The 19,870-nt window shown below is 72.4% G+C and carries 11 protein-coding genes and 1 pseudogene; 9 read left to right on the top strand and 3 right to left on the bottom strand.

From position 1 onward, the window contains the following. Positions 1 to 33: 33 nt before the first annotated feature. Positions 34 to 846 (bottom strand): methyltransferase domain-containing protein, encoded by an 813-nt coding sequence (locus tag NH2_RS03945; protein WP_067648290.1) that lies wholly within the window; start codon positions 844 to 846, stop codon positions 34 to 36. A gap of 180 nt (positions 847 to 1,026) precedes the next feature. Here NH2_RS03945 and NH2_RS03940 point away from each other — a divergent pair. The 3 genes and pseudogenes from NH2_RS03940 to NH2_RS03930 all read left to right on the top strand — a co-directional run. Then, positions 1,027 to 1,599: pseudogene (locus NH2_RS03940) on the top strand (HhH-GPD-type base excision DNA repair protein); the annotation flags it as partial. A gap of 336 nt (positions 1,600 to 1,935) precedes the next feature. Continuing rightward, complete coding sequence (locus tag NH2_RS03935) at positions 1,936 to 2,649, top strand: DUF8020 domain-containing protein (RefSeq protein WP_067648287.1); 714 nt, start codon at positions 1,936 to 1,938, stop codon at positions 2,647 to 2,649. Positions 2,650 to 3,115: 466 nt separating this feature from the next. After that, complete coding sequence (locus NH2_RS03930; protein ID WP_245650447.1) at positions 3,116 to 4,414, top strand: ROK family transcriptional regulator; 1,299 nt, start codon at positions 3,116 to 3,118, stop codon at positions 4,412 to 4,414. Between the two features lie 16 nt (positions 4,415 to 4,430). Here NH2_RS03930 and NH2_RS03925 read toward each other — a convergent pair whose 3' ends face one another. Further along, the gene (locus NH2_RS03925) at positions 4,431 to 6,044 is read right to left on the bottom strand and encodes a DUF2207 family protein (protein ID WP_067648281.1); all 1,614 of its coding nucleotides are present in this window, start codon (positions 6,042 to 6,044) and stop codon (positions 4,431 to 4,433) included. A 326-nt stretch (positions 6,045 to 6,370) separates the two neighbouring features. Here NH2_RS03925 and NH2_RS03920 point away from each other — a divergent pair, with 326 nt between their 5' ends. Beyond that, on the top strand, positions 6,371 to 7,375 hold the full coding sequence (locus NH2_RS03920) for a neutral zinc metallopeptidase (RefSeq protein WP_084505195.1): 1,005 nt from the start codon (positions 6,371 to 6,373) through the stop codon (positions 7,373 to 7,375). A 7-nt stretch (positions 7,376 to 7,382) separates the two neighbouring features. Here NH2_RS03920 and NH2_RS03915 read toward each other — a convergent pair whose 3' ends face one another. Then, the gene (locus NH2_RS03915) at positions 7,383 to 8,192 is read right to left on the bottom strand and encodes a hypothetical protein (protein ID WP_067649236.1); all 810 of its coding nucleotides are present in this window, start codon (positions 8,190 to 8,192) and stop codon (positions 7,383 to 7,385) included. 390 nt (positions 8,193 to 8,582) lie between these two features. On the opposite strand from NH2_RS03915, the gene NH2_RS03910 reads away from it, so the two are divergent. From NH2_RS03910 to NH2_RS03890, 5 genes are all read left to right on the top strand, one after another. Next, complete coding sequence (locus NH2_RS03910; protein WP_067648277.1) at positions 8,583 to 11,216, top strand: DNA polymerase III subunit gamma and tau; 2,634 nt, start codon at positions 8,583 to 8,585, stop codon at positions 11,214 to 11,216. Positions 11,217 to 11,469: 253 nt separating this feature from the next. Continuing rightward, positions 11,470 to 12,681 (top strand): acetyl-CoA C-acetyltransferase, encoded by a 1,212-nt coding sequence (locus tag NH2_RS03905; protein ID WP_067648274.1) that lies wholly within the window; start codon positions 11,470 to 11,472, stop codon positions 12,679 to 12,681. A gap of 36 nt (positions 12,682 to 12,717) precedes the next feature. Beyond that, entirely contained in the window at positions 12,718 to 14,868 is a 2,151-nt protein-coding gene (locus tag NH2_RS03900; protein ID WP_067648271.1) for a 3-hydroxyacyl-CoA dehydrogenase NAD-binding domain-containing protein, read from the top strand. Positions 14,869 to 15,082: 214 nt separating this feature from the next. Continuing rightward, positions 15,083 to 16,132, top strand: coding sequence for an esterase-like activity of phytase family protein (locus NH2_RS03895; protein ID WP_245650413.1), 1,050 nt, complete (start codon positions 15,083 to 15,085; stop codon positions 16,130 to 16,132). Positions 16,133 to 16,318: 186 nt separating this feature from the next. Beyond that, positions 16,319 to 19,702: a protein kinase domain-containing protein gene (locus NH2_RS03890; protein ID WP_439951737.1), complete on the top strand. Its 3,384-nt coding sequence runs from the start codon at positions 16,319 to 16,321 to the stop codon at positions 19,700 to 19,702. Positions 19,703 to 19,870 lie beyond the last annotated feature (168 nt).

Here is a 19,870-nt window from a genome sequence, read left to right as displayed (position 1 = left end):
GGGCGGCGGAGCGCAACCGCCGCCCGCGCGCGGCTAGGTGTTTTCCGGCTTGTGCGCGAGCACCGCGAACATGGTCACCGAGAGGTGGATGTCGCCGGACTCCGCGCCGCGGGCGAGCTCGGCGAGCAGCTCGTCGCGCTGCGCCTCGGTGATCCGGCCGCGGGCCACCGCCATGGCGGAGATCTTGGTGACCAGCGAGCCAGCCCCGGCGGCGCGCTCCTGCACCAGCGCGTGCGAGCCGATGTCGTCGATCGTCAGCCCCGCCCTGGTGAGCAGGCCGGGGAGCCTGCGCCCGGAGAGCGGGTTCGTGGTGCTGGCCAGCAGCGTCTCGATCACCTCGCGGGTGATCTCCCGTGCGCCGGGGTGCAGGATCGCGGTGCCCCAGTCCACATCCATCACCACCGCCCTGCCGCCGGGCCGCAGCACCCGCTCGATCTCCCGCGCCGCGCGCAGCGGGGTGGTCAGGTGCTGGAAGACCCGCTCGCAGAGCACCGCGTCGAAGGAGTTGGCGCGGAACGGAACGCCGTAGGCGTCGCCGGGATGGAACTCCGCGTGCGCGCCGAGCTGGGTACCGCGGCGCTGTGCGGAGGCGAGCAGGTTCTGATCCGGCTCGACGCCGATCGCGGAGCCGGTGGGGCCGACCGCGTCGGCGAAGGCGAAGACCTCCGAGCCGGTGCCGGAGCCGATGTCGACCGCGCGCTCGCCCGGTGCCAGCGCGAGCGCTTCGTGCGCCCAGGTGCGCAGCCGGTGGATACCCGGTAGCGCGGCTTGCAGGTCGCGAACGTCGACCAGCTGGTCGTGCCCTTCGCGGTCGAATCGATCCGGTCGCAACCCGTCGGTGTTCATGGTGTGCTTTCCGTCCGTCTGTGGCGCCGTCGGCTGTGGCAGGGGCGTCGTCTGAGGCATGGGGCGAGCCTACGTGGGGGGTGATGATCGCGCGCGGCCGGTTTGTGAGGTGGGTCACCAGCGGTTCGCCGGCGCGTGGGGTGCGATGATGGGGACGCCCGCCCCGACCGAGGAGTACCGATGAGCCGCACGCTCTGCCTGGCCCAGGAGCCGGAGGCCGACGCACTGCTCAGTGCCGATCACTTCGCCACCCTGCTCGGCATGCTGCTGGATCAGCAGTACCCGATGGAGCACGCCTTCCGCGGGCCGAAGAAGATCGCCGATCGCATGGGCGGCTTCGATATCCACCGCATCGCCGAGGCCGATCCGGCGGAGTTCGAGGAGCTCTGCGCCACGCCGCCCGCCATCCACCGGTACGGCCGGTCCATGGCGCGGCGGGCCCAGGAGCTGGCGCGCTACCTCATCGAGCACTACGACGGGCGGGCCGAGCAGCTGTGGACCGCCGGTGATCCGGACGGCGCCGAGGTGCTGCGCAGGCTGCGCGAGCTGCCCGGGTACGGGGAGCAGAAGGCGAAGATCTTCCTCGCGCTGCTCGGTAAGCAGCGCGGGGTCGAGCCGGCCGGGTGGCGGGAAGCCGCGGGGGCGTACGGCGACGAGGGGTCGCGGCGGTCGGTGGCGGATGTGACCGATGGTGAGACCTTGGCGCAGGTGCGGGAATTCAAGAAGCAGGCGAAGGCGGCGGCCAAGGATGCCGCGGGGGCGGCGCCGGCGAAGAAGGCGACGGCGAAGAAGGCGACGGCGAAACGGGCAGTCGCGACGAAAGCGACGGCCGGTGCGAAGAAGGCCACTGCGGCTCGGGGCGCGAAGAAGTCCGCCGCCGAATAGCGCGGTCCGAAAAGCCCTGTCCAGGGCGCTTGAAGCAAACCGCAGCGGATACTTCGCGCGGCGGAGTCTTTTCGCTCGGGATGGAAAGAAGTCCGCCCGTACAACCCCGGGCCCTTTGGAATCGCCGTGCTTTTTTCCCTCGTCGCGTGACCCTCCCGTAACACATGCTTTCCGGCGAAAGCTCTACGAGATGAGGAAAGCGCCATGAGGATGAGGAAGCTGGCCGTGGTCGCGGCCCTGGTCACCGCGGTGACGGGCGTCGTATCCGGTACCGCGGGGGCAGCACCGCACGTCCCCGCCGAGCCCGGCGGCGTCAATTTCACCGCGCACGCCACCGATACCCAGTCGATCATCGAGATCGACCGGGGCTCGCTGGTGGTCGAGGACAACGAATTCCGCATCAAGGCACCGGACGGCACCGTTGTCGCGGGCACCGCGCTCAATTTCCGGATCGACGAGTTCGAGTTCCCGATCGCCGCGAATATCGCCGGGAACTCCGCCACCCTGACGCCGCTGGTCGACCTGGCGCACGCGCAGTACCGGCCGGTGGCGCTGCCCTACGAGGAGAAGGCGCCGTGGAAGAACGAGTACGACCGTGAGGTCGCGGCCTGGACCAGGCTGACCAGCACCATCAGCGCGGGCGCCACCATCGGCACCCTGGTCGGCGGCCTGGTCGGCGGCGCCGCGGGCTGCGTGCTCGGCGGCATCGCGGGCGCCACCGTCGCCTCGGCCACCATCGTCGGGCTCTTCGGCCCGTTCGTCCCGGCGGCGGTCATCGGCTGCTTCGGCGGCATCATCGCCATCGGCGCGCTCGGCACGCTTGCGGGTCAGTTGCTGGTCACCGCGCCGGTTGCCGTCCTCGCGGCCGTGCAGTACTTCCAGACGATCAACGCACCGGCCCCGGCGCCCGCGAAGTAGGCAGCCGCCCGCCGCGCGCGGCCGTGCCGGAACGTCGGTCCGGCACGGCCGCGCATCCCACCACGAAGCCCCGCCCGGCGCCGCACCCGCCGAGCGGGGTTTCGTGCTGCCGGGAGAACGTCCGCCAGCCCACCCCGCTCACGAAAACTATTCTCAGCAGGGGTGATTCGGCACCGGAATGAATCCGATCGGAAGGTATTACCCGGTTTTTCACCCCCGAAAGCTTGGTGCGCCCACGACCCCGGTGTTACCGTCTAGTTATGCCTGCCAGCCGGACCGCCGCCCCGAAGGTCACGTACGTGACCTTCGCGCTCGGCCTTCGGCTGCCGCTGACCCGGGAACTGTGTTGTTCCCGCTGCCGCGGCTGAGCCCACACCAAGGGTTCGTGCTGCCTCGTTGCCGCACCCCGTAGGTTATTCGTCCCGATCGGGACATTGCATAAGGAATTCCGATGTCGTCTTCCACGATGTCCACCCGTACCGCCGAACGAACTTCGCGGTCCGTGTCGACTGTCCGCACGCGTACCCAGCGCCCTGTCGTGACCCCTGAGCTCCGGGTCGCCGACAACCCCGCCGCCGCGGTGCTCCGCGCGGCGACCACCGGCCCGGTCTCCCGCGACGATGCGGCCCGGAGCACCGGTTCCAGCATCGCCACCGTGAACCGCCAGGTCTCCGCGCTGCTGGCGGCCGGACTGCTGCGCGAGCGGCCGGATCTCACCGCCGCGGGCGCCGTCGGCCGCCCGCGGGTCCCCTTCGAGGTGGACCACGAGAAGTACCTGACCCTCGGGATCCACATCGGCGCCGCGGCCACCAAGATCGTCGCCGCCGACCTGCGTGGCCGGATCCTCGGCGGCCTCGCCATCGCCACCCCGCAGTCCGGCCAGCAGTTCGCGGTCAACACCGTGGCCCGCAGCGCCCGCGCCTTCCTGCAGCGCTGGCACCGGCGCAAACCGCTCTGGGCGGGCGTCGCCATCGGCGGCCGGGTCGATCCGGTCACCGGCGTGGTCGACCACCCCAAGCTGGATTGGCACGGCGCCGCCGTCGGCTCGGTGCTCGGCGAGGTGCTCGAGCTCCCGGTCTCGGTCGCGCCGCACGTCGAGGCCATGGCCGCCGCCGAACTGCTGCTCCCCGTTCCGGATTCGGCCCGCGTCGCGGAGCAGCCGGGCCGCAAGCCCGGCGGCACCGCGCCGGGCACCGGAAGCAGCCTCTACTTCTACGTCCGCGAGACCGCGGGCATCGCCGTCACCCTGGACGGCCGGGTGCACACCCCGAGCAACGGCCCCGGCTCCATCGCGCACCTGCCCACCGGCTCGGATGTGCGCTGCGGCTGCGGCCGGACCGGCTGCCTCGAGGTCACCGTCGGCGATCGCTCGGTACACTCCCGAGCCGTCGGGCGCGGGATTATCCCGGCGCACAATGGAACCGGCGGCACCACCATCGCCGATCTGTACCGGGCCGCCGAGGCGGGGTCGGAGCAGGCCCGCGAGCTGCTCGCCGAGCGCGCGACCATCCTCGGCCACACCGTCGCGCTGGTCCGCGACATGCTGAACCCGGACCGGGTGGTGCTCGGCGGCCAGGCCTTCACCGCCTACCGGCCCGCCGTGACGCACGTGGCGAAGGCATTCCAGCAGGGCAGCCAGCTGCCGCCCACCGATATCCGGATCAGCGGATTCGGCGGCAAGGTGCAGGAATTCGCCGCGGTGGTGACCGCGCTGAGCGTGCTCTACGCCGACCCGCTCGGCGCCGTCCGCCGGCTCTCCGCCTGAGGCGCGCGGCACCCGCTCAGCGGGTGCCGCCGCCGAAGAGCCGCTCCAGCGCGGTGATGAAGTACGGGAAGTGCCCGGCGAAGCGCCGCAGGTCGCGATCCCGGTCGAAGCCGCCGAACCAGTAGAGCCCCTGCTCGCCGTCGGCGGTCGGATCCAGCTCGCCGAATACCCGGATCCAGTGGTCACCGCGGCCACCGACCACCGTGAAGGGCAGGGCACGGGAGAACAGCAGCTCCTGCTGATCGACCGGCACGTCATCGCGGCGGACGTGCTCCAGCCCGCGCTGCATGGCGCGGAGCTGGGCGGCCAGCTCCCGGCCACGGTCGGTGCGCAGCGGCAGCCTGCTCGGCAGCAGCAGCGCGGCCACCCCGCCGAGCGCGATGGCGACGCCGACCAGCGCGTGCCCCGCGGTGAGCGCCAGGACCACGGTCACCGCGGCGCCGACCGCGATCAGCGCGGCGCCGAGGTAGCGCGGCAGTGCGCGGCTGCGCGGGTCGGTGAAGGTGCCGCGCGCGACGGCGTCGGCGATCAGCCCGGCGCGCAGCGCGTCCAGCGACATCCGGCCTGGCGCGCTGAGCTCGGAGAAGCGGACGGTGTCGGCCCCGGCGGGGAGCAGCGTCTCGTAGACGATCCGCTCGTAGTCGCGCAGCTGGTCGTCGGCGGGGTTCACCCGCTCGATCCGCCAGTCCGCCTCCGCGATCCGAGTGATCCGCAGGTAGCGGCGGACCGCCAGGTCGACCACGGTGGCGGCGAGGTCGACCGGGTCGGCGTGTTCGTCCAGCAGCAGCCCGGCCTCGCCGGGCAGTACGCCCTCCGGCGAGGTGAACTGCACGGTGTTGCCGTCCCGCAGCAGCGGATCGATCACCCGGGTGCCGTCGTCGGCCGCCCCGCGCCGCGCCCTGACGACCAGCGCCGCCATGCCCGCCAGCGCGGCGAGCAGCACGCCGAAGGCGATGAGCGCGGGTGCGGAGAGCGCGAAGGGCGAGCGGCCCGGCTCGGTGACGTCGGCATTGGCGGGCACCGTGTTCGGCGGCAGCTGCAGCCGCAGGTCGATGGCGTCGCCGCGCCGCAGCCCGGTCTGCTCCAGGTAGAGCACGCCGTCCGGCTCGATGTGCACGTCCGCGCAGGGCCGGGTGGCGCCGATCGGGCCGAGTTTGCAGTCCACCAGCGCCATCTGGTAGCTCGGCGCGATCACGGTGGCGCTGATCGAGGAGACGTCGGCGTTGAGCAGCCCGACCCAGTTGAAGACCTGGCTCTCCGGCGCCACGCCGACGGTATTGCGCACGTGGTAGCGGAAGGTCGACTCGCCGGGGTTCGCCTCGATGCTGAACTGGTCGTCGGCGAAGGTCGTCGTGCCGGTGCCCTCGGTCGCCACGTCGGTGACCTCGAAGCGGCGCTCCCTGCCGTCGCCGAGGTCGAGCCGCAGCGGCAGCGACATCCGGAACTGCCCGCCCGCGGGCACCGAAATCGTCTCGACCACCTCGAGCACGCCGTCCCGGTTCAGCTTCAGATCGGCGATGATCGCGGCGCCGGGCGCGGGCTGGGCGGCGGCGCCCGGCGCGGTGGCGAGCGCGCCCGCCGCGGCCACGAGCAGGAGTGCGGCTCGGGCGCCCCCCCGAAAACTCAGCATGGCTGGATACTCTAGACGGGTTGCTATCCTTCGTCGGCGGCTGTTGAACCTGTGAAGCGGAGGGGGACGGTGGAGTGACTCGACCTCCGCACGGCCATGGTCCTGGGTCCGGAGGTCAGGGCCCGCCCGGCCCCTACGGGCCGCGGCCCGGGCAGCGGCCTCCGTCGGGGTATCCGCAGCAGCCAGGGCAGCGCAGGTCGCCCGGCTCCGCCCCGCCGCCCGGATCGTCCGCGCCGCCCCCCGGCCGTTCCGCGTCGCCCGGCCATGCCGCGCCGCCGTACGGGAGGCCGGGTTCGCCACCGGGGCACCGGGCGTCGCCGAGCTATGTGCCGCCGCAGGCGTATTCGCAGCAGCGGCCGCCGCCGCCCTACGGCGCGCCGCCGCCGTACGGGGCGCCGCCGCCCTACGGCAGGCCGCCCGCGCCGTACGGCCCGCCGGGACGGCCGAGCCCGCCGCGCGGGTCGGGCGGCGGCAAGGTCGTCTTCATCGTGCTCGCCGCGGTGATCGCGGTGGTACTGGGGCTGGTGCGGCTCGGCGCCGCCGCGACCACCGCCGACCAGGCCACCGGCCCCGACCCGAGCTTCGGCTACCAGCCGCCGGGCGACACCGACGCGGGCCCGGCCGAGACCGCGACCAACCCGCTGCTCACCGACACCTCCGCCACCCTGCTGCCCGCGGACTGCGACTACGCGCCGTGGGGCACCGGGGTCGAGGTGGCGCGCACCTTCTTCGAGACCGCGGCCGGCTGCCTGGCCGACGCCTGGCGCCCGGTGCTCAGCGCGGCCGGGCTGCCGTTCTCCGACCCCGCGCTCTCGGTCACCGCCTCCACCGCGGGCGTCACCACCCCGTGCACCGGCACGACCAGCGAGTTCGCCGCGTTCTACTGCCCGGCGAACCACACCATCTACATGCCGATCAGCCAGCTGCAGACCGACCTCTTCGAGGACAACTGGGTGGTCTACCTGTCGGTCTTCGCGCACGAGTACGGCCACCACGTGCAGGCGCTGAGCGGCATCCTGCGCAAGGCGAACAGCGACCGGGTGGACGCCGGGGTGCGCAGCGCGCAGGGGCTGGAGCTCTCCCGCCGGGTCGAGCTACAGGCCAATTGCTTCGACGGCATGTTCATCGGCGCCTCCTCGGAAGCAGGGGCACTGAGTTCGACCCAGCTCAACGTGGCCAGGCGCGATGCCTACGGCCGCGGCGACCAGTCCGGCGACATGCGCGACCACGGCACCGCCGAGAACGGCGGCCAGTGGTTCGAGACCGGGGTCGAGCAGAACCGGACCGCCCGCTGCAATACCTTCACCGCCTCGGCGGGGCAGGTGAACTGAGCGCGGGTCAGCGCGCGGCGAGCAGCTTCCGCGCCAGCGGGCCCGGCGCGGGCAGGTCGTTCGGGGTGGTCAGCCAGCCCGCGGTGACCAGCCAGAGCCGCTGCACGTGCGCGTCGGCGGTGTCGAAGAAGACCCGGCGGCCGCGGTTGTCCCGCAGGTCGTGGGCGAGCGTGTTCCACCGCGGCGAGCGCTCGTACCTGGTGCGATAGCCGTCGACGAACCGGGCGACCAGGGTGCCGATGGTCTCCACCGGCTGCAGCGAGACCCGCTGGCCGTACTTGGCGGCGTGGAAGCGGCGGCCCGCGCAGAGCGACCGCGGGCTGGTGTTGTAGGCGACCCAGCCCGCCCGCTGCGCCCGCTCCAGCAGCCACAGGTGCCGAACCGCGGTCGGCTCGACATCGCCGACGTACTCGCGGATCGCGGTGTGCACGACGGGGGCGTCGAGGATGTCGCGCCTGGTCGGGCCCGCACCGTGCCGGATCCAGTGGTCGTGCGTGAGCCGGGCCAGGATGCGCCCGAAATCGTCGATGCCGCACTGCGCCAGCTCACCGAGCCGGCCGACCCGCTCGGACTCCACCAGGAGCTCCTGCTGCGCGATGTGCGTGCGGACGGCGGCGAGCGTCGGCACCTCGCCGTACTCCAGCAGTTCCAGGATGGCCGCGGCGGTGGCGGGCTCGGCGGCGGCGGTGATCGGGAGCGGCTCGGGCTCCTGCCCCGGGGGATCGATGGCCCGGCTCAGCAGGGCGACCGCGGAGCGGTCGGCGGCGAACTCGGTCTGCGCGAGCCAGGCTGCGGCGATGGTGTCACACGACGGCACGGCGATACACACTCCTCGAACGAATCGTGGCGATCGTGTCGCCGCGGGAATCCGTGGTGGCGCTGGGTATTCGGGGTAGCGATTCCAAGGTAACCAGCAGATTGCACCCGTGCGCCGAGCCAAACCTGATGCGCGCGAGCGCGAAACCGGCGCCAGGTCCGCTTATCGAGCAGTTCGGAGATCTCGATCGGGAGAAGGGAGGTTCCGGCGCACCTGCGGCAGGGGGATAGCTCTCCGATAGCCCCTTGCGGTGTGGGTCCGACCTGGGAAAAGGGTACGAGTAATAGTGTGATTTGCATCACATATTGTGCTTGTCGGTGCGTCGGCGCCCGTTCCGAAGAGCCGGAGCGCGGCTGGCCCGCTGTCGGTGGCCGCCGGTAACCTCTGGCCGTGGCTCTGTACCGGAAGTACCGACCGGCAACATTCGCTGAGGTGGTGGGGCAGGAGCACGTCACCGACCCGCTGCGCACCGCGCTGGACACCGGCCGTATCAGCCATGCCTACCTGTTCTCCGGCCCGCGCGGCTGCGGCAAGACCTCCTCCGCGCGCATCCTCGCGCGCTCGCTGAACTGCGTCGAGGGGCCGACCTCGACGCCGTGCGGGGTCTGCCCGTCCTGCGTCGCGCTCGGCCCGGGCGGGCCGGGCAACCTGGATGTCACCGAACTCGACGCCGCGAGCCACGGCGGCGTCGACGACACCCGCGAGCTGCGCGATCGCGCCTTCTACGCGCCCGCCGAATCCAGGTACCGGGTGTTCATCGTCGACGAGGCGCACATGGTGACGACGGCGGGGTTCAATGCCCTGCTCAAGATTGTCGAGGAGCCGCCGGCGCACCTCATCTTCGTCTTCGCCACCACCGAGCCGGAGAAGGTGCTGCCCACCATCCGCTCGCGCACCCACCACTACCCGTTCCGGCTGCTCCCGCCCGCCACCATGCGCGGGCTGCTCGGGAAGATCTGCGAGCAGGAGGCGGTGCCGGTCGAGGACGCGGTGTACCCGCTGGTCATCCGGGCGGGCGGGGGTTCGCCGCGCGACAGTCTGAGCGTGCTCGACCAGCTGCTGGCGGGGGCCGGGCCGGAGGGCGTCACCTACCCGAGGGCGGTGGCGCTGCTCGGGGTCACCGACGTCACGCTGATCGATGGGGCGATCGACGCGCTCGCCGCCTCCGACGGGGCCGAGCTCTTCGGGGTGGTCGAGCAGGTCATGGAGGCGGGACACGATCCGCGGCGGTTCGCGGTCGACCTGCTGGAGCGGCTGCGCGATCTGATCCTGGTCAGGGCGGTGCCGGACGCCACCGAGCGCGGGCTGGTCGCGAGCCCCGACGACGTGCTGGAGCGGTTGCGCGAGCAGGCCGGGCGGATCGGGCCCGCCACCCTCACCCGCTACGCCGAGCTACTGCACCAGGGGCTCGGCGAGATGCGCGGTGCCACCGCGCCCCGGCTGCTGCTCGAGGTGGTGTGCGCGCGGATGCTGCTGCCCGCCGCCTCCGAGTCCGACGCGGCGACGCTGCAGCGGCTCGAGCGGTTGGAGAAGGCCATGGCGGGCGGGGTGTTCGCGGCTCCGAGCGGTTCGGGCGCCACCGTCGTCGTGACGCCGGATCCGGTGCCCGTCGCGGGCGCGGATCAGCCGCCGCGGCGCCGCGGGGCGGAGGCGTTGGCGGCGTTGCGCCGGGGGCGCGGGGGTGAAGGGGACGGTTCGTCCGGTGCCGATTCGGCGCCGGATGCGTCGGCGGGGCAGGGTGCCGAGGTGTCCCGCGGCCGGGATGACGCGCCCGGCAGCCGGGGGGAACCGGCCGGTGCTCCGGATGAGGGCCGGCCGGCCGCAGCCGAGACCAGCGCGGACGATCGAGCGGCGCGCGCCGCGGATCCGGCTGTGGCGCCGCCGGTGGCCGAACCGGGGCATGAGGCGCCCGAGACCGCGCCCGGTCGTCGGCCGTTGCCGGGAGCCTCCGCGGTCGAATCCGTGGCGGGCGACGTCGAGGAGTCGCCCGGGACCGCCGTCGCCGACGCGGTCCGGCCGATGACAGGCGGTGATCGGCAGTCGCCCGGAGACGCCGCGGCGCCGACTGGATCGGCGGCAGGCGGTGGCGACGAGCCCGAGGCATCCGCCCCGAGCGAGCCCCGTGGCATCGCTGCCGAGGTGCCCGCGCCCGACTCGGCGACGACGGCCGCCTCCGCGCCCGCGCCAGCGGACGCGCCTGCGGACTCGCCCGACGCCGCATCGGCATCGGGCGGAGCGGGGGAATCGGACGCCGAGATCCAGCGCATCGTCGCCGACTCCTGGCAGGAGATCCGCGGCCGGGTCAAGGAGTTCAGCACGACCCTGCAGGCCCTGCTCTCCGGCGCCTCGGTGCTGCGGGTGGAGCGCGGCGTCGTGGTCTTCGCGCACCAGAGCCCGCCACTGGCCCAGCGCCTCGCCGACCCGCGCAATGTGGAGGCGGTGCGCTCCGCCATCCGTGCGGTGCTGAACCGCGAACTCGACCTGCGCTGGGAGGTGGGCGGCGCCCCGCCGCCGCGCCAGCAGCCCGCGGCCAGACAGCAGGGCCGCGCCGAGCGAAAACCGGAGAAGAGCGCCCCCCGCTACTCCCGCCCGAGCCAGAACCGGGAGGCGCAGCGCGAGCCCGCCCCTGAGGACCAGGAGGGCGAACCCGCCTGGGGCCCGGCCACCCGCCCCGACCCGAAGCCGCCCACCCGCCCCGCGCCTGCCACCGGCCGCACCATCGCACCCCCCGCGGGCCGCGGCACGGCCGCCCCTGCCACCCGCACCCCGTACGACGACGTCCCGCCCCCGGATTACCCCGACCTCCCCGACGACCCGGGCCCGGACGGCGCCTACCCGCCCGACCCCGCCGCCACCAACGGAAACGGCTCCGGCACCGCCATCCCGCCCACCACCGCGGAAGAGGAGCGGGAGATGCTGGCCGCCGCCGCGGAACCGGTGGCGCCCGGCGATCGGCGCGACCCGGACGAGGTGGCGCTCGAGCTGCTGCGCAGTGAGCTGGGCGCCACAAGACTCGATGGTTGACAACCCTTGCCCTCAACACGTTAAGTTAACCGGAGTTCGCACACGCGGTAGTATGGTCGGGTGGCCGAGCTAGGTCGGGGCGCTGAAACGCGCCGATCGCTGCATGACCGGTTTTGTACAGCGTCAGGACGGTCGGTCCCAGGGCCGGTCGGCGAGGTAACCCCCGCGTCCCCTACCGCTCGCGGTACGGACACGAAGCGTCTGGACGGACGAGAGTCCGCACCGCCGCACCCCTAGGAAGGAACACTCCGATATGACCACTGAGGCCTACATTTACGAGGCCATCCGCACCCCGCGCGGCCGCAACAAGAAAGGCACGCTGACCTCGGTCAAGCCGCTCGATCTGACCGTGGGTCTGGTCCAGGAGCTGCGCAACCGCTTCCCGAACCTCGACGAGGACCGGATCTCGGACCTCATCCTCGGTGTCGTCTCGCCCGTCGGTGACCAGGGCGCCGACATCGCCCGCACCGTGGTGCTCAGCGCCCAGCTGCCGGACACCGTCGGCGGCGTGCAGATCAACCGCTTCTGCGCCTCCGGCCTCGAGGCCGTCAACATGGCGGCGCAGAAGGTGCGCTCCGGCTTCGACGATCTGGTGCTGGCGGGCGGCGTGGAGTCCATGTCCCGCGTGCCGATGGGCTCGGACGGCGGCGCCTGGGCGCTCGACCCGGCCACCAACTACGACAACTACTTCGTCCCGCAGGGCGTCTCCGCCGATCTGATCGCCAGCATCGAGGGCTTCAGCCGCGACGATGTCGACGCCTACGCGGTGCGCTCGCAGGACCTGGCGGCCAAGGCCACCACCGGCGGCTACTTCGCCAAGTCCATCGTGCCGGTGAAGGACATCAACGGCCTGGTCGTGCTGGATCGGGACGAGCACATGCGCCCCGGCACCACGGTCGAGGACCTGGCCAAGCTGAACCCCTCCTTCGCGATGGTCGGCGAGATGGGCGGCTTCGACGCGGTGGCGCTGCAGAAGTACCACTTCGTGGAGAAGATCAACCACGTGCACCACGGCGGTAACAGCTCGGGCATCGTCGACGGCGCCGCCCTCGTGCTGGTCGGCAGCGAGGAGGCGGGCAAGGCCTCCGGGCTGACCCCGCGGGCGCGGGTCGTCGCCACCGCCACCTCCGGCGCGGACGGCACCATCATGCTCACCGGCCCCACCCCGGCCGCCAAGAAGGTGCTGGCCAAGGCCGGGCTGACGCTGGACGACATGGACCTGGTCGAGATCAACGAGGCCTTCGCCTCCGTGGTGCTCAAGTTCCAGAAGGACCTGAACATCCCGGACGAGAAGCTGAACGTCAACGGCGGCGCCATCGCCATGGGCCACCCGCTCGGCGCCACCGGCGCCATGATCACCGGCACCATGGTCGACGAGCTGGAGCGCCGGAACGCGCGCTACGCGCTGGTCACGCTGTGCATCGGCGGCGGCATGGGCGTCGCGACCATCATCGAGCGGGTCTGACCCCAACCGGCAGCTGGAAATAGGAGACACAGAGCTGTGAGCGAAACCAACATGATCGGTTGGGAGAAGGATTCGGACGGCATCGTCGTGCTGACGATGGACGACCCGAACCAGGGCGCCAACACGATGAACGAGCTGTACAAGAAGTCGATGACGGAGACCGTCGATCGGCTGGTCGCGGAGAAGGACGACATCGCCGGTGTCGTGCTGACCTCGGCCAAGAAGACGTTCTTCGCCGGCGGCGACCTGAAGAACATGATGAGCGTCGGGCCGAACGACGCCGAGGCGCTCATGGACGAGCTGACCGAGATCAAGGGCGCCCTGCGCAAGCTGGAGACCCTCGGCAAGCCGGTCGTCGCGGCCATCAACGGCGCCGCGCTCGGCGGCGGGCTGGAGATCGCGCTCGCCACCCACCACCGGATCGCGGCCGACGTGCCCGGCTCGCAGATCGGGCTGCCCGAGGCGACCCTCGGCCTGCTGCCCGCGGGCGGCGGCATCATCCGCACCGTGCGCATGCTCGGGCTGCAGACCGCGCTCATGCAGGTGCTGCTGCAGGGCCAGCGCAACAAGCCGGCCAAGGCCAAGGAGATCGGGCTCGTCGACGAGCTGGTCGGCTCGATCGACGAGCTGGTGCCTGCCGCCAAGGCGTGGATCAAGGCCAACCCCGAAGGCGGCGTGCAGCCCTGGGACAAGAAGGGCTTCAAGATCCCCGGCGGCACCCCGGCCTCGCCCGCCTTCGCGGCCAACCTGCCCGCCTTCCCGGCGAACCTGCGCAAGCAGCTCAAGGGCGCCAATATGCCCGCCCCGCGCGCCATCATGGCGGCCGCGGTCGAGGGCTCGCAGGTCGGCCTGGACGACGCCTCGCTGATCGAGTCCCGCTACTTCGTGCACCTGCTCACCGGGCCGGTCGCGAAGAACATGATCCAGGCGTTCTTCTTCGACCTGCAGACCATCAACAACGGTGGCTCGCGGCCGAAGGACGTGCCGAAGCGGGAGATCAAGAAGGTCGGCGTGCTCGGCGCGGGCATGATGGGCGCGGGCATCGCGTACGTCTCCGCCAAGGCCGGCTACGAGGTCGTGCTCAAGGACGTCACCATCGAGGCGGCCGAGCGCGGCAAGAACTACTCCGAGAAGATCGAGGCCAAGGCGCTCTCCCGGGGCAAGACCACCGAGGAGAAGTCGAAGGCGCTGCTCGACCGGATCAAGCCGACCGCCGACCCGGCCGACTTCGCAGGCGTCGACTTCGTGATCGAGGCGGTCTTCGAGAACACCGAGCTGAAGCACAAGGTGTTCCAGGAGATCGAGGACGTCGTCACCCCCGACGCGCTGCTCGGCTCGAACACCTCCACCCTGCCGATCACCGGTCTCGCGAACGGTGTGAAGCGGCAGGAGGACTTCATCGGCATCCACTTCTTCTCGCCCGTCGACAAGATGCCGCTGGTGGAGATCATCCGCGGCGAGAAGACCTCGGACGAGGCGCTGGCCAGGGTGTTCGACTACACCCTCGCCATCAAGAAGACCCCGATCGTGGTCAACGACAGCCGCGGCTTCTTCACCTCGCGGGTGATCGGCACCTTCGTCAACGAGGCGATCGCCATGCTCACCGAGGGCATCGAGCCCGCGACCATCGAGCAGGCGGGGCTGCACGCGGGCTACCCGGCCGCGCCGCTGCAGCTGACCGACGAGCTGAACATGAAGCTCATGCAGAAGATCGCCAGGGAGACCGAGGAAGCCGCCAAGCGCGGCGACATCACCCTCGGCGATGAGCGGCACCCGGCGCTCGACGTCATCGACTTCATGGTCGAGCAGGGCCGCCCCGGCAGGCTGGAGAAGGCGGGCTTCTTCGAGTACGACGAGGACGGCAAGCGCCTGCACATCTGGCAGGGCATCCGGGATCACTTCAAGACCAGCACCGAGCTGCAGGTCCCGTTCCAGGATCTGGTCGACCGGATGCTGTTCGCCGAGGCCATCGAGACCCAGAAGTGCTTCGACGAAGGGGTGCTGACCTCGACCGCCGACGCCAATATCGGCTCGATCTTCGGCATCGGCTTCCCGGCCTGGACCGGTGGCGTGCACCAGTTCATCGTCGGCTACCCGGGTGGGCAGGAGGCCTTCGTAACCCGTGCCGACTACCTGGCCGAGAAGTACGGCAGGCGCTTCGAGGTCCCGGCCTCGCTGCGCAAGTAATCAGCTAGCCCGACGGGCCCGTCACCGCGCCGCGGTGGCGGGCCCGCCGCGTTTCGCCCTGCACGGATCAGGGGGGCGCGCACCGCGTTTCGCTGTGGCGAAGAGCACGGTGTTGGTAACCGGACGGTTTGTGGTGCTCTTCACTCCTACTCGCGAGTTCGGCTATTTTGATCGCGTGTTGAGTGGGCGGACGGGTCGGGCCGTTGCAGGTGTATTGGCAGGTGCGGCGCTGCTGCTACCGGGGGGAGTGCCGACGGCGGGTGCGGCGCCCGCGCCGGTCCGGCTGCTCGGTGAACAGGTGCTGCCGTTCGGGTTGGAGTTCGGTGGCACGACGGTGGGCGGGCTCTCCGGGATCGATTTCGCCGCGCGCACCGGCGAATACGTTCTGATCAGCGATGATCGCTCGGAGCGCGACCCGGCTCGGTTCTATACCGCGCGGTTCGCGGTGGACGACGGGGGCATCGGCCCGATCACGTTCACCGGCACGCACCTGCTGCGGACCGCCGATGGCGGCGAATACGGCGCGCTCTCGGTGGATCCCGAGGAGATCCGGGTGGATCCGCGCACCGGCGACTTCGTCTGGACCCAGGAGGGCGAGCGGTTCGAGGACCTGCTCATCGACCCCGCCACCCGGATCGCGCACCCGGACGGCAGCTATGTGGGCGAGCTACCGATCGCGGCGAACACCGCCGTGCGCGCGAACTCCGGGCCGCGCCGCAATGCCGGGCCGGAGGGCGCCACCTTCGCCGCCGACGGCATGCTCTTCATGACCGCGCTGGAGGGGCCGCTGCTGCAGGACGGCCCTGCCCCGACCGCCGCCGCGGGCGCGCCGATCCGGCTCACCGTGCAGGCGCGCTCCGGCCCGGTGCTCGCGCAGTACGCCTACCCGGTGGAGCCGGTCTTCGCGCCGGGCGACGGCAACAACGGCGTCGCGAGCATCCTCGCCGAGAACTCCCTCGACCCCACCAAGCTGCTGGTGCTGGAGCGCGGGTACGTGGCCGGGCAGGGCAACCGGATCCGGATCTACCGGGCCGATATCGCCGCGGCGGGCAACGTGCTGGACAAGCCGATCGGGGGTGCCAAGCCGGTCGGTAAGCAACTGGTGGCCGATCTCACCGAGCTCGGCCTCGGCCACGTGGACAATATCGAGGGGATGACCTGGGGGCCGCGGCTCGCGAGCGGCGAGCGCACCCTGATCCTGGTGAGCGACAACAACTTCGACGACAAGCAGAAGACGCAGGTCATCGCGCTGGCCCTGCGCTGATCGACATCGTCGATCGGCCGGGCGCCGCCGCGCCGGGCCGAAGCGCACCACTCGGGCATCCGGCGCGCTACGTTGGAAGGTGTGTACCGCTGCGTCGAGTGAGGTCGAGGTGGTCCGGTGAACCGACCCTCGCCGGAACGGGCGGCCCCCGACCAGGGGCAGGCCGTATCCGAGACTCGACGGCACCTGCCCGACGCCGGCCCGGCCGACGATCTGGCCGAGATCGTCGCCGAACTGGCCGGGATGGGGCTGGCCGAGGCGGCGACCATCGGCCGCGGCGGCTTCGGCGTGGTCTTCCGCTGCGTGCAGGCCGCGCTCGGCCGGGTGGTCGCGGTCAAGGTGCTCTCCTCGGATCTGGACGCCGAGAGCCGGGCCCGCTTCCTGCGCGAGGAGCAGGCCATGGGCAGGCTCTCCGGGCACCCGAACATCCTGGACATCCTGCAGGTCGACGTCACACCGAGCGGGCTGCCGATCATCGTCATGCCGTTCTGCGTGCGCGGCTCGCTCGACGACACGCTGCGCGAGCAGGGGCCGCTCGGCTGGGCCGACACGCTGCGCGCCGGGGTAAGGCTGGCGGGCGCGATCGAGAGCGCGCACCGGGCAGGCATCCTGCACCGTGACGTGAAACCGGCGAATGTGCTGCTCAGTGCCTACGGCGAGCCGCAGCTCACGGATTTCGGCATCGCCCGCATCCCCGGCGGCTTCCGCACCTCGGGGAATCTCATCACCGGCTCGCCCGCGTACACCGCGCCGGAGGTGCTCGGCGGCCAGGAGCCGAGCGTGCGCTCCGACGTCTACGGCCTCGGCGCCACGCTCTTCGCGGTGCTCACCGGGCACGCCGCCTTCGAGCGGCAGGCGGGGGAGAAGGTGGTGGCGCAGTTCCTGCGGATCACCACCCAGCCCGTGCCCGACCTGCGCGAACACGCCATCCCGGACGACGTCGCCGACGTGATCGAGCGGGCCATGGCGCACGACCCGGACGAGCGCCCGGAGAGCGCCTACGCCTTCGGCGAGCTGCTGCGCGCGGTGCAGCGGGCGCACGGCAGGCCGCCGGACGAGATGGCGCTGCCGCTGGTCGCCGATGCCGGGTTCGGCGGGCCGGACGGCGGGGTCGTCGCCGCCGGCGAGGATGCCGGCCCCGAGCCGACCCGGCGCGGCACGCCACCGGCGGGCACCGTCCCGCCGACCCCGGCCACCAAGTTCCGGCCGCCGACCCCGCTGCGCGCGCCGGTGCGCCGCGGCGAGCTGCTGCACCTGCTGCGCGCGGGCGGGCTGCGCAGGCTGGCGCTGATCCACGCCCCTGCCGGGTACGGCAAGAGCACGCTGGCCGCGCAGTGGCGGGCGGAGCTGCAGGAGCGCGGGATCGCCGCCGCCTGGATCGGGATCGACGCCGACGACGACGCCGCGAGCTGGTTTCTCGCGCACATGATCGAGGCCATCCACCGGGTGCGCCCAGACATCGGGCTCGGGCTCTGCCAGGTGCTGGAGGAGCGGCCGGAGGACGGCGTCGGCTACGTCGTCGCCACCCTCATCGATGAGCTGCACAGCTCGGACGAGCCGGTGGTGGTGCTGATCGACGACTGGCACCGGATCACCGACGAGGGCGCCCGCGGCGTGCTCGACACCCTGCTCGGCAACGGCTGCCACCACCTGCGCTTCGTCCTCGCCACCAGGGAGCTCGGCGCGCTGCCGCTGAGCAGGCTCCGGGTCGACGACGAACTGGTCGAGATCGACGCCGCGCGGCTGCGCTTCGGGCCGGAGGAGACCGGCGAGGTGCTCGCGCACGGCGAGCCGCCGACGCTGACCGACGCCCAGGTGGCGGCGATCGCCGCGGCCACCGACGGCTGGCCCGCCGCGGTCGCGCTGGCCGGGCTCTCGCTGCGCAACGGCGCCGATCCGGAGCTCCTCGTGCAGAGCCCAGGCGCGCACGGCATCGGCGAGTACCTCACCGAGAACGTGCTGGATTCCCTGGAGCCGCGGCTGCTGGACTTCCTCATGGACGTCTCCGTGACCGAGCGGGTCTGCGGCGCGCTCGCCACCGCGCTCACCGGCGACCAGGAGGCCGAGCTGCTGCTCGCCGACGCGGAGTCGCGGGAGCTCTTCGTCACCCGCAGCCACCAGGACCCGAGCTGGTTCCGGATCCAGCCGCTCTTCGCCGAGTACCTGCGCGCCCGGCTGGACCGGGTGCGCCCCGGCCGCTCGCGGGCGCTGCACCGCAAGGCGTCGCGCTGGTTCGCCGAGCACCAGCAGTTGCGCAGGTCGGTGGATCACGCGCTCGCCGCGGCCGACCTCACCATGGCGCTCGACCTGCTCGAGGGCGGCGGCATGGACCTGATCGACGGGTCGCGGCTGGCCACGCTGCTCGGCACCGTCTCCAAGCTGCCGATGCAGCAGGTGGCGTCGCGCTCCAAGCTGCTCATGGCGGTGGCGCGGGCGAATGTGAACCTGCAGCAGTCCGGGGCGGCGCGCAGCACGCTCGGCAAGCTCTCCAACCTGCTGGCGCGCGGGTCGTCGGACGATGTGGAGGTGGTGACGCAGCGCTGCGAGGCCGAGGTGCTCGCCGCCGCGGACGAGGTCGCGCGGGACCACACCGACGGCGTGCTCGACCGGGTGGCGGACTGCCTGGCCCGCGCCGACGAGCTGCCCGCCTGGACCGTCTCCACCGCCGCCAACCTGGCGAGCTTCGTGCACTGGGCGGAGTTCGACTTCGCCGAGGCGGCGCGGGTGCAGCAGTGGGCCGCCGGGTACCACGCCGGGTCGAAGGACCCGCTCGGCGCGGTCTTCGGGCTCTGCGGGGAGGGGGCGATCGGGTACGAGCTGCTCGATATCGGCGCCGCCGACGACCGGTACCGGCGGGCCTACGAGCTGGCGCTGGCGAAGTCGGGGCCGCGCTCGCACGCGGCCCGGCTGGCGGCGGCCATGCTCGGCGAGCTGCGGTACCGGCAGGGTGACCTGGAGGCGGCGGGGGAGCTGCTGGACGAGAGCCATCGGCTCGCCACCCGGATCGGGCCGGTGGACTTCCTGATCCCGGTCTATGTGATCGGGGCGCGGGTGAAGGCGCTGCGCGGCGACCGGGACGCCGCGCTCGCCCGGCTGGACGAGGGCGCCCGGCTGGCCGCGGGCAACGACCTGGCGCGGCTCGGTGCGCTCGTGCGGGCCGAGCAGCTGCGGTTGGGGGTCTCGCTGCCGGGCGAGCCGGACGGTGCCCCGTACGGGGGTGGGCGGCGGCGCGGGGCGGCGGCGCTGGTGGCCGAGGCGGAGGAGATCGCGGCGGTGCGCACCCTGCTGGTGCGGCACGCCCGCGGAGCCGATGGCGATCCCGCGGATCGGGCCATCCGGCGGGCGCGGGCGCTGCGCAGCCGGACGGTCGAGCAGCAGCGGCCGCGGGCCGAGCTCGACACCACGCTTCTGCTGGCCGAGTGTCTGGCGGCGGCGGGGTGGGTCGGTGAGGCGGCGCATCTCGTGCGGCCCGTCGCCGCGACCTGTGCGGAGATCGGCTGGCCTCGGCCCCTGCTCGATACCGGGCCCGGTATCACGGCGATTCTCCGCGTACTCGGGGCAGAGGAGTAGGAATTCATTCCACCCCTACGGGGTGGAGCCCCCTGCGGCTCCCGCCGGCCCTGCGGGTGCTGCCGTCCGGCGGTCCGGCCCTTCGACTGCGGAGCGGGTGCGGCCGGCGGCAGGACAGGTCCCGATCCCGCTGCGCCCGCATCGGGCGCCGGGCGGGAGCGCCCAACC

The sequence above is a fragment of the Nocardia harenae NBRC 108248 genome, assembly GCF_001612885.1.
GTDB lineage: Bacteria > Actinomycetota > Actinomycetes > Mycobacteriales > Mycobacteriaceae > Nocardia > Nocardia harenae.
The sequence above is the reverse complement of the archived record's forward strand: the minus strand, read 5'-3'. Positions and strand labels throughout refer to the sequence as shown.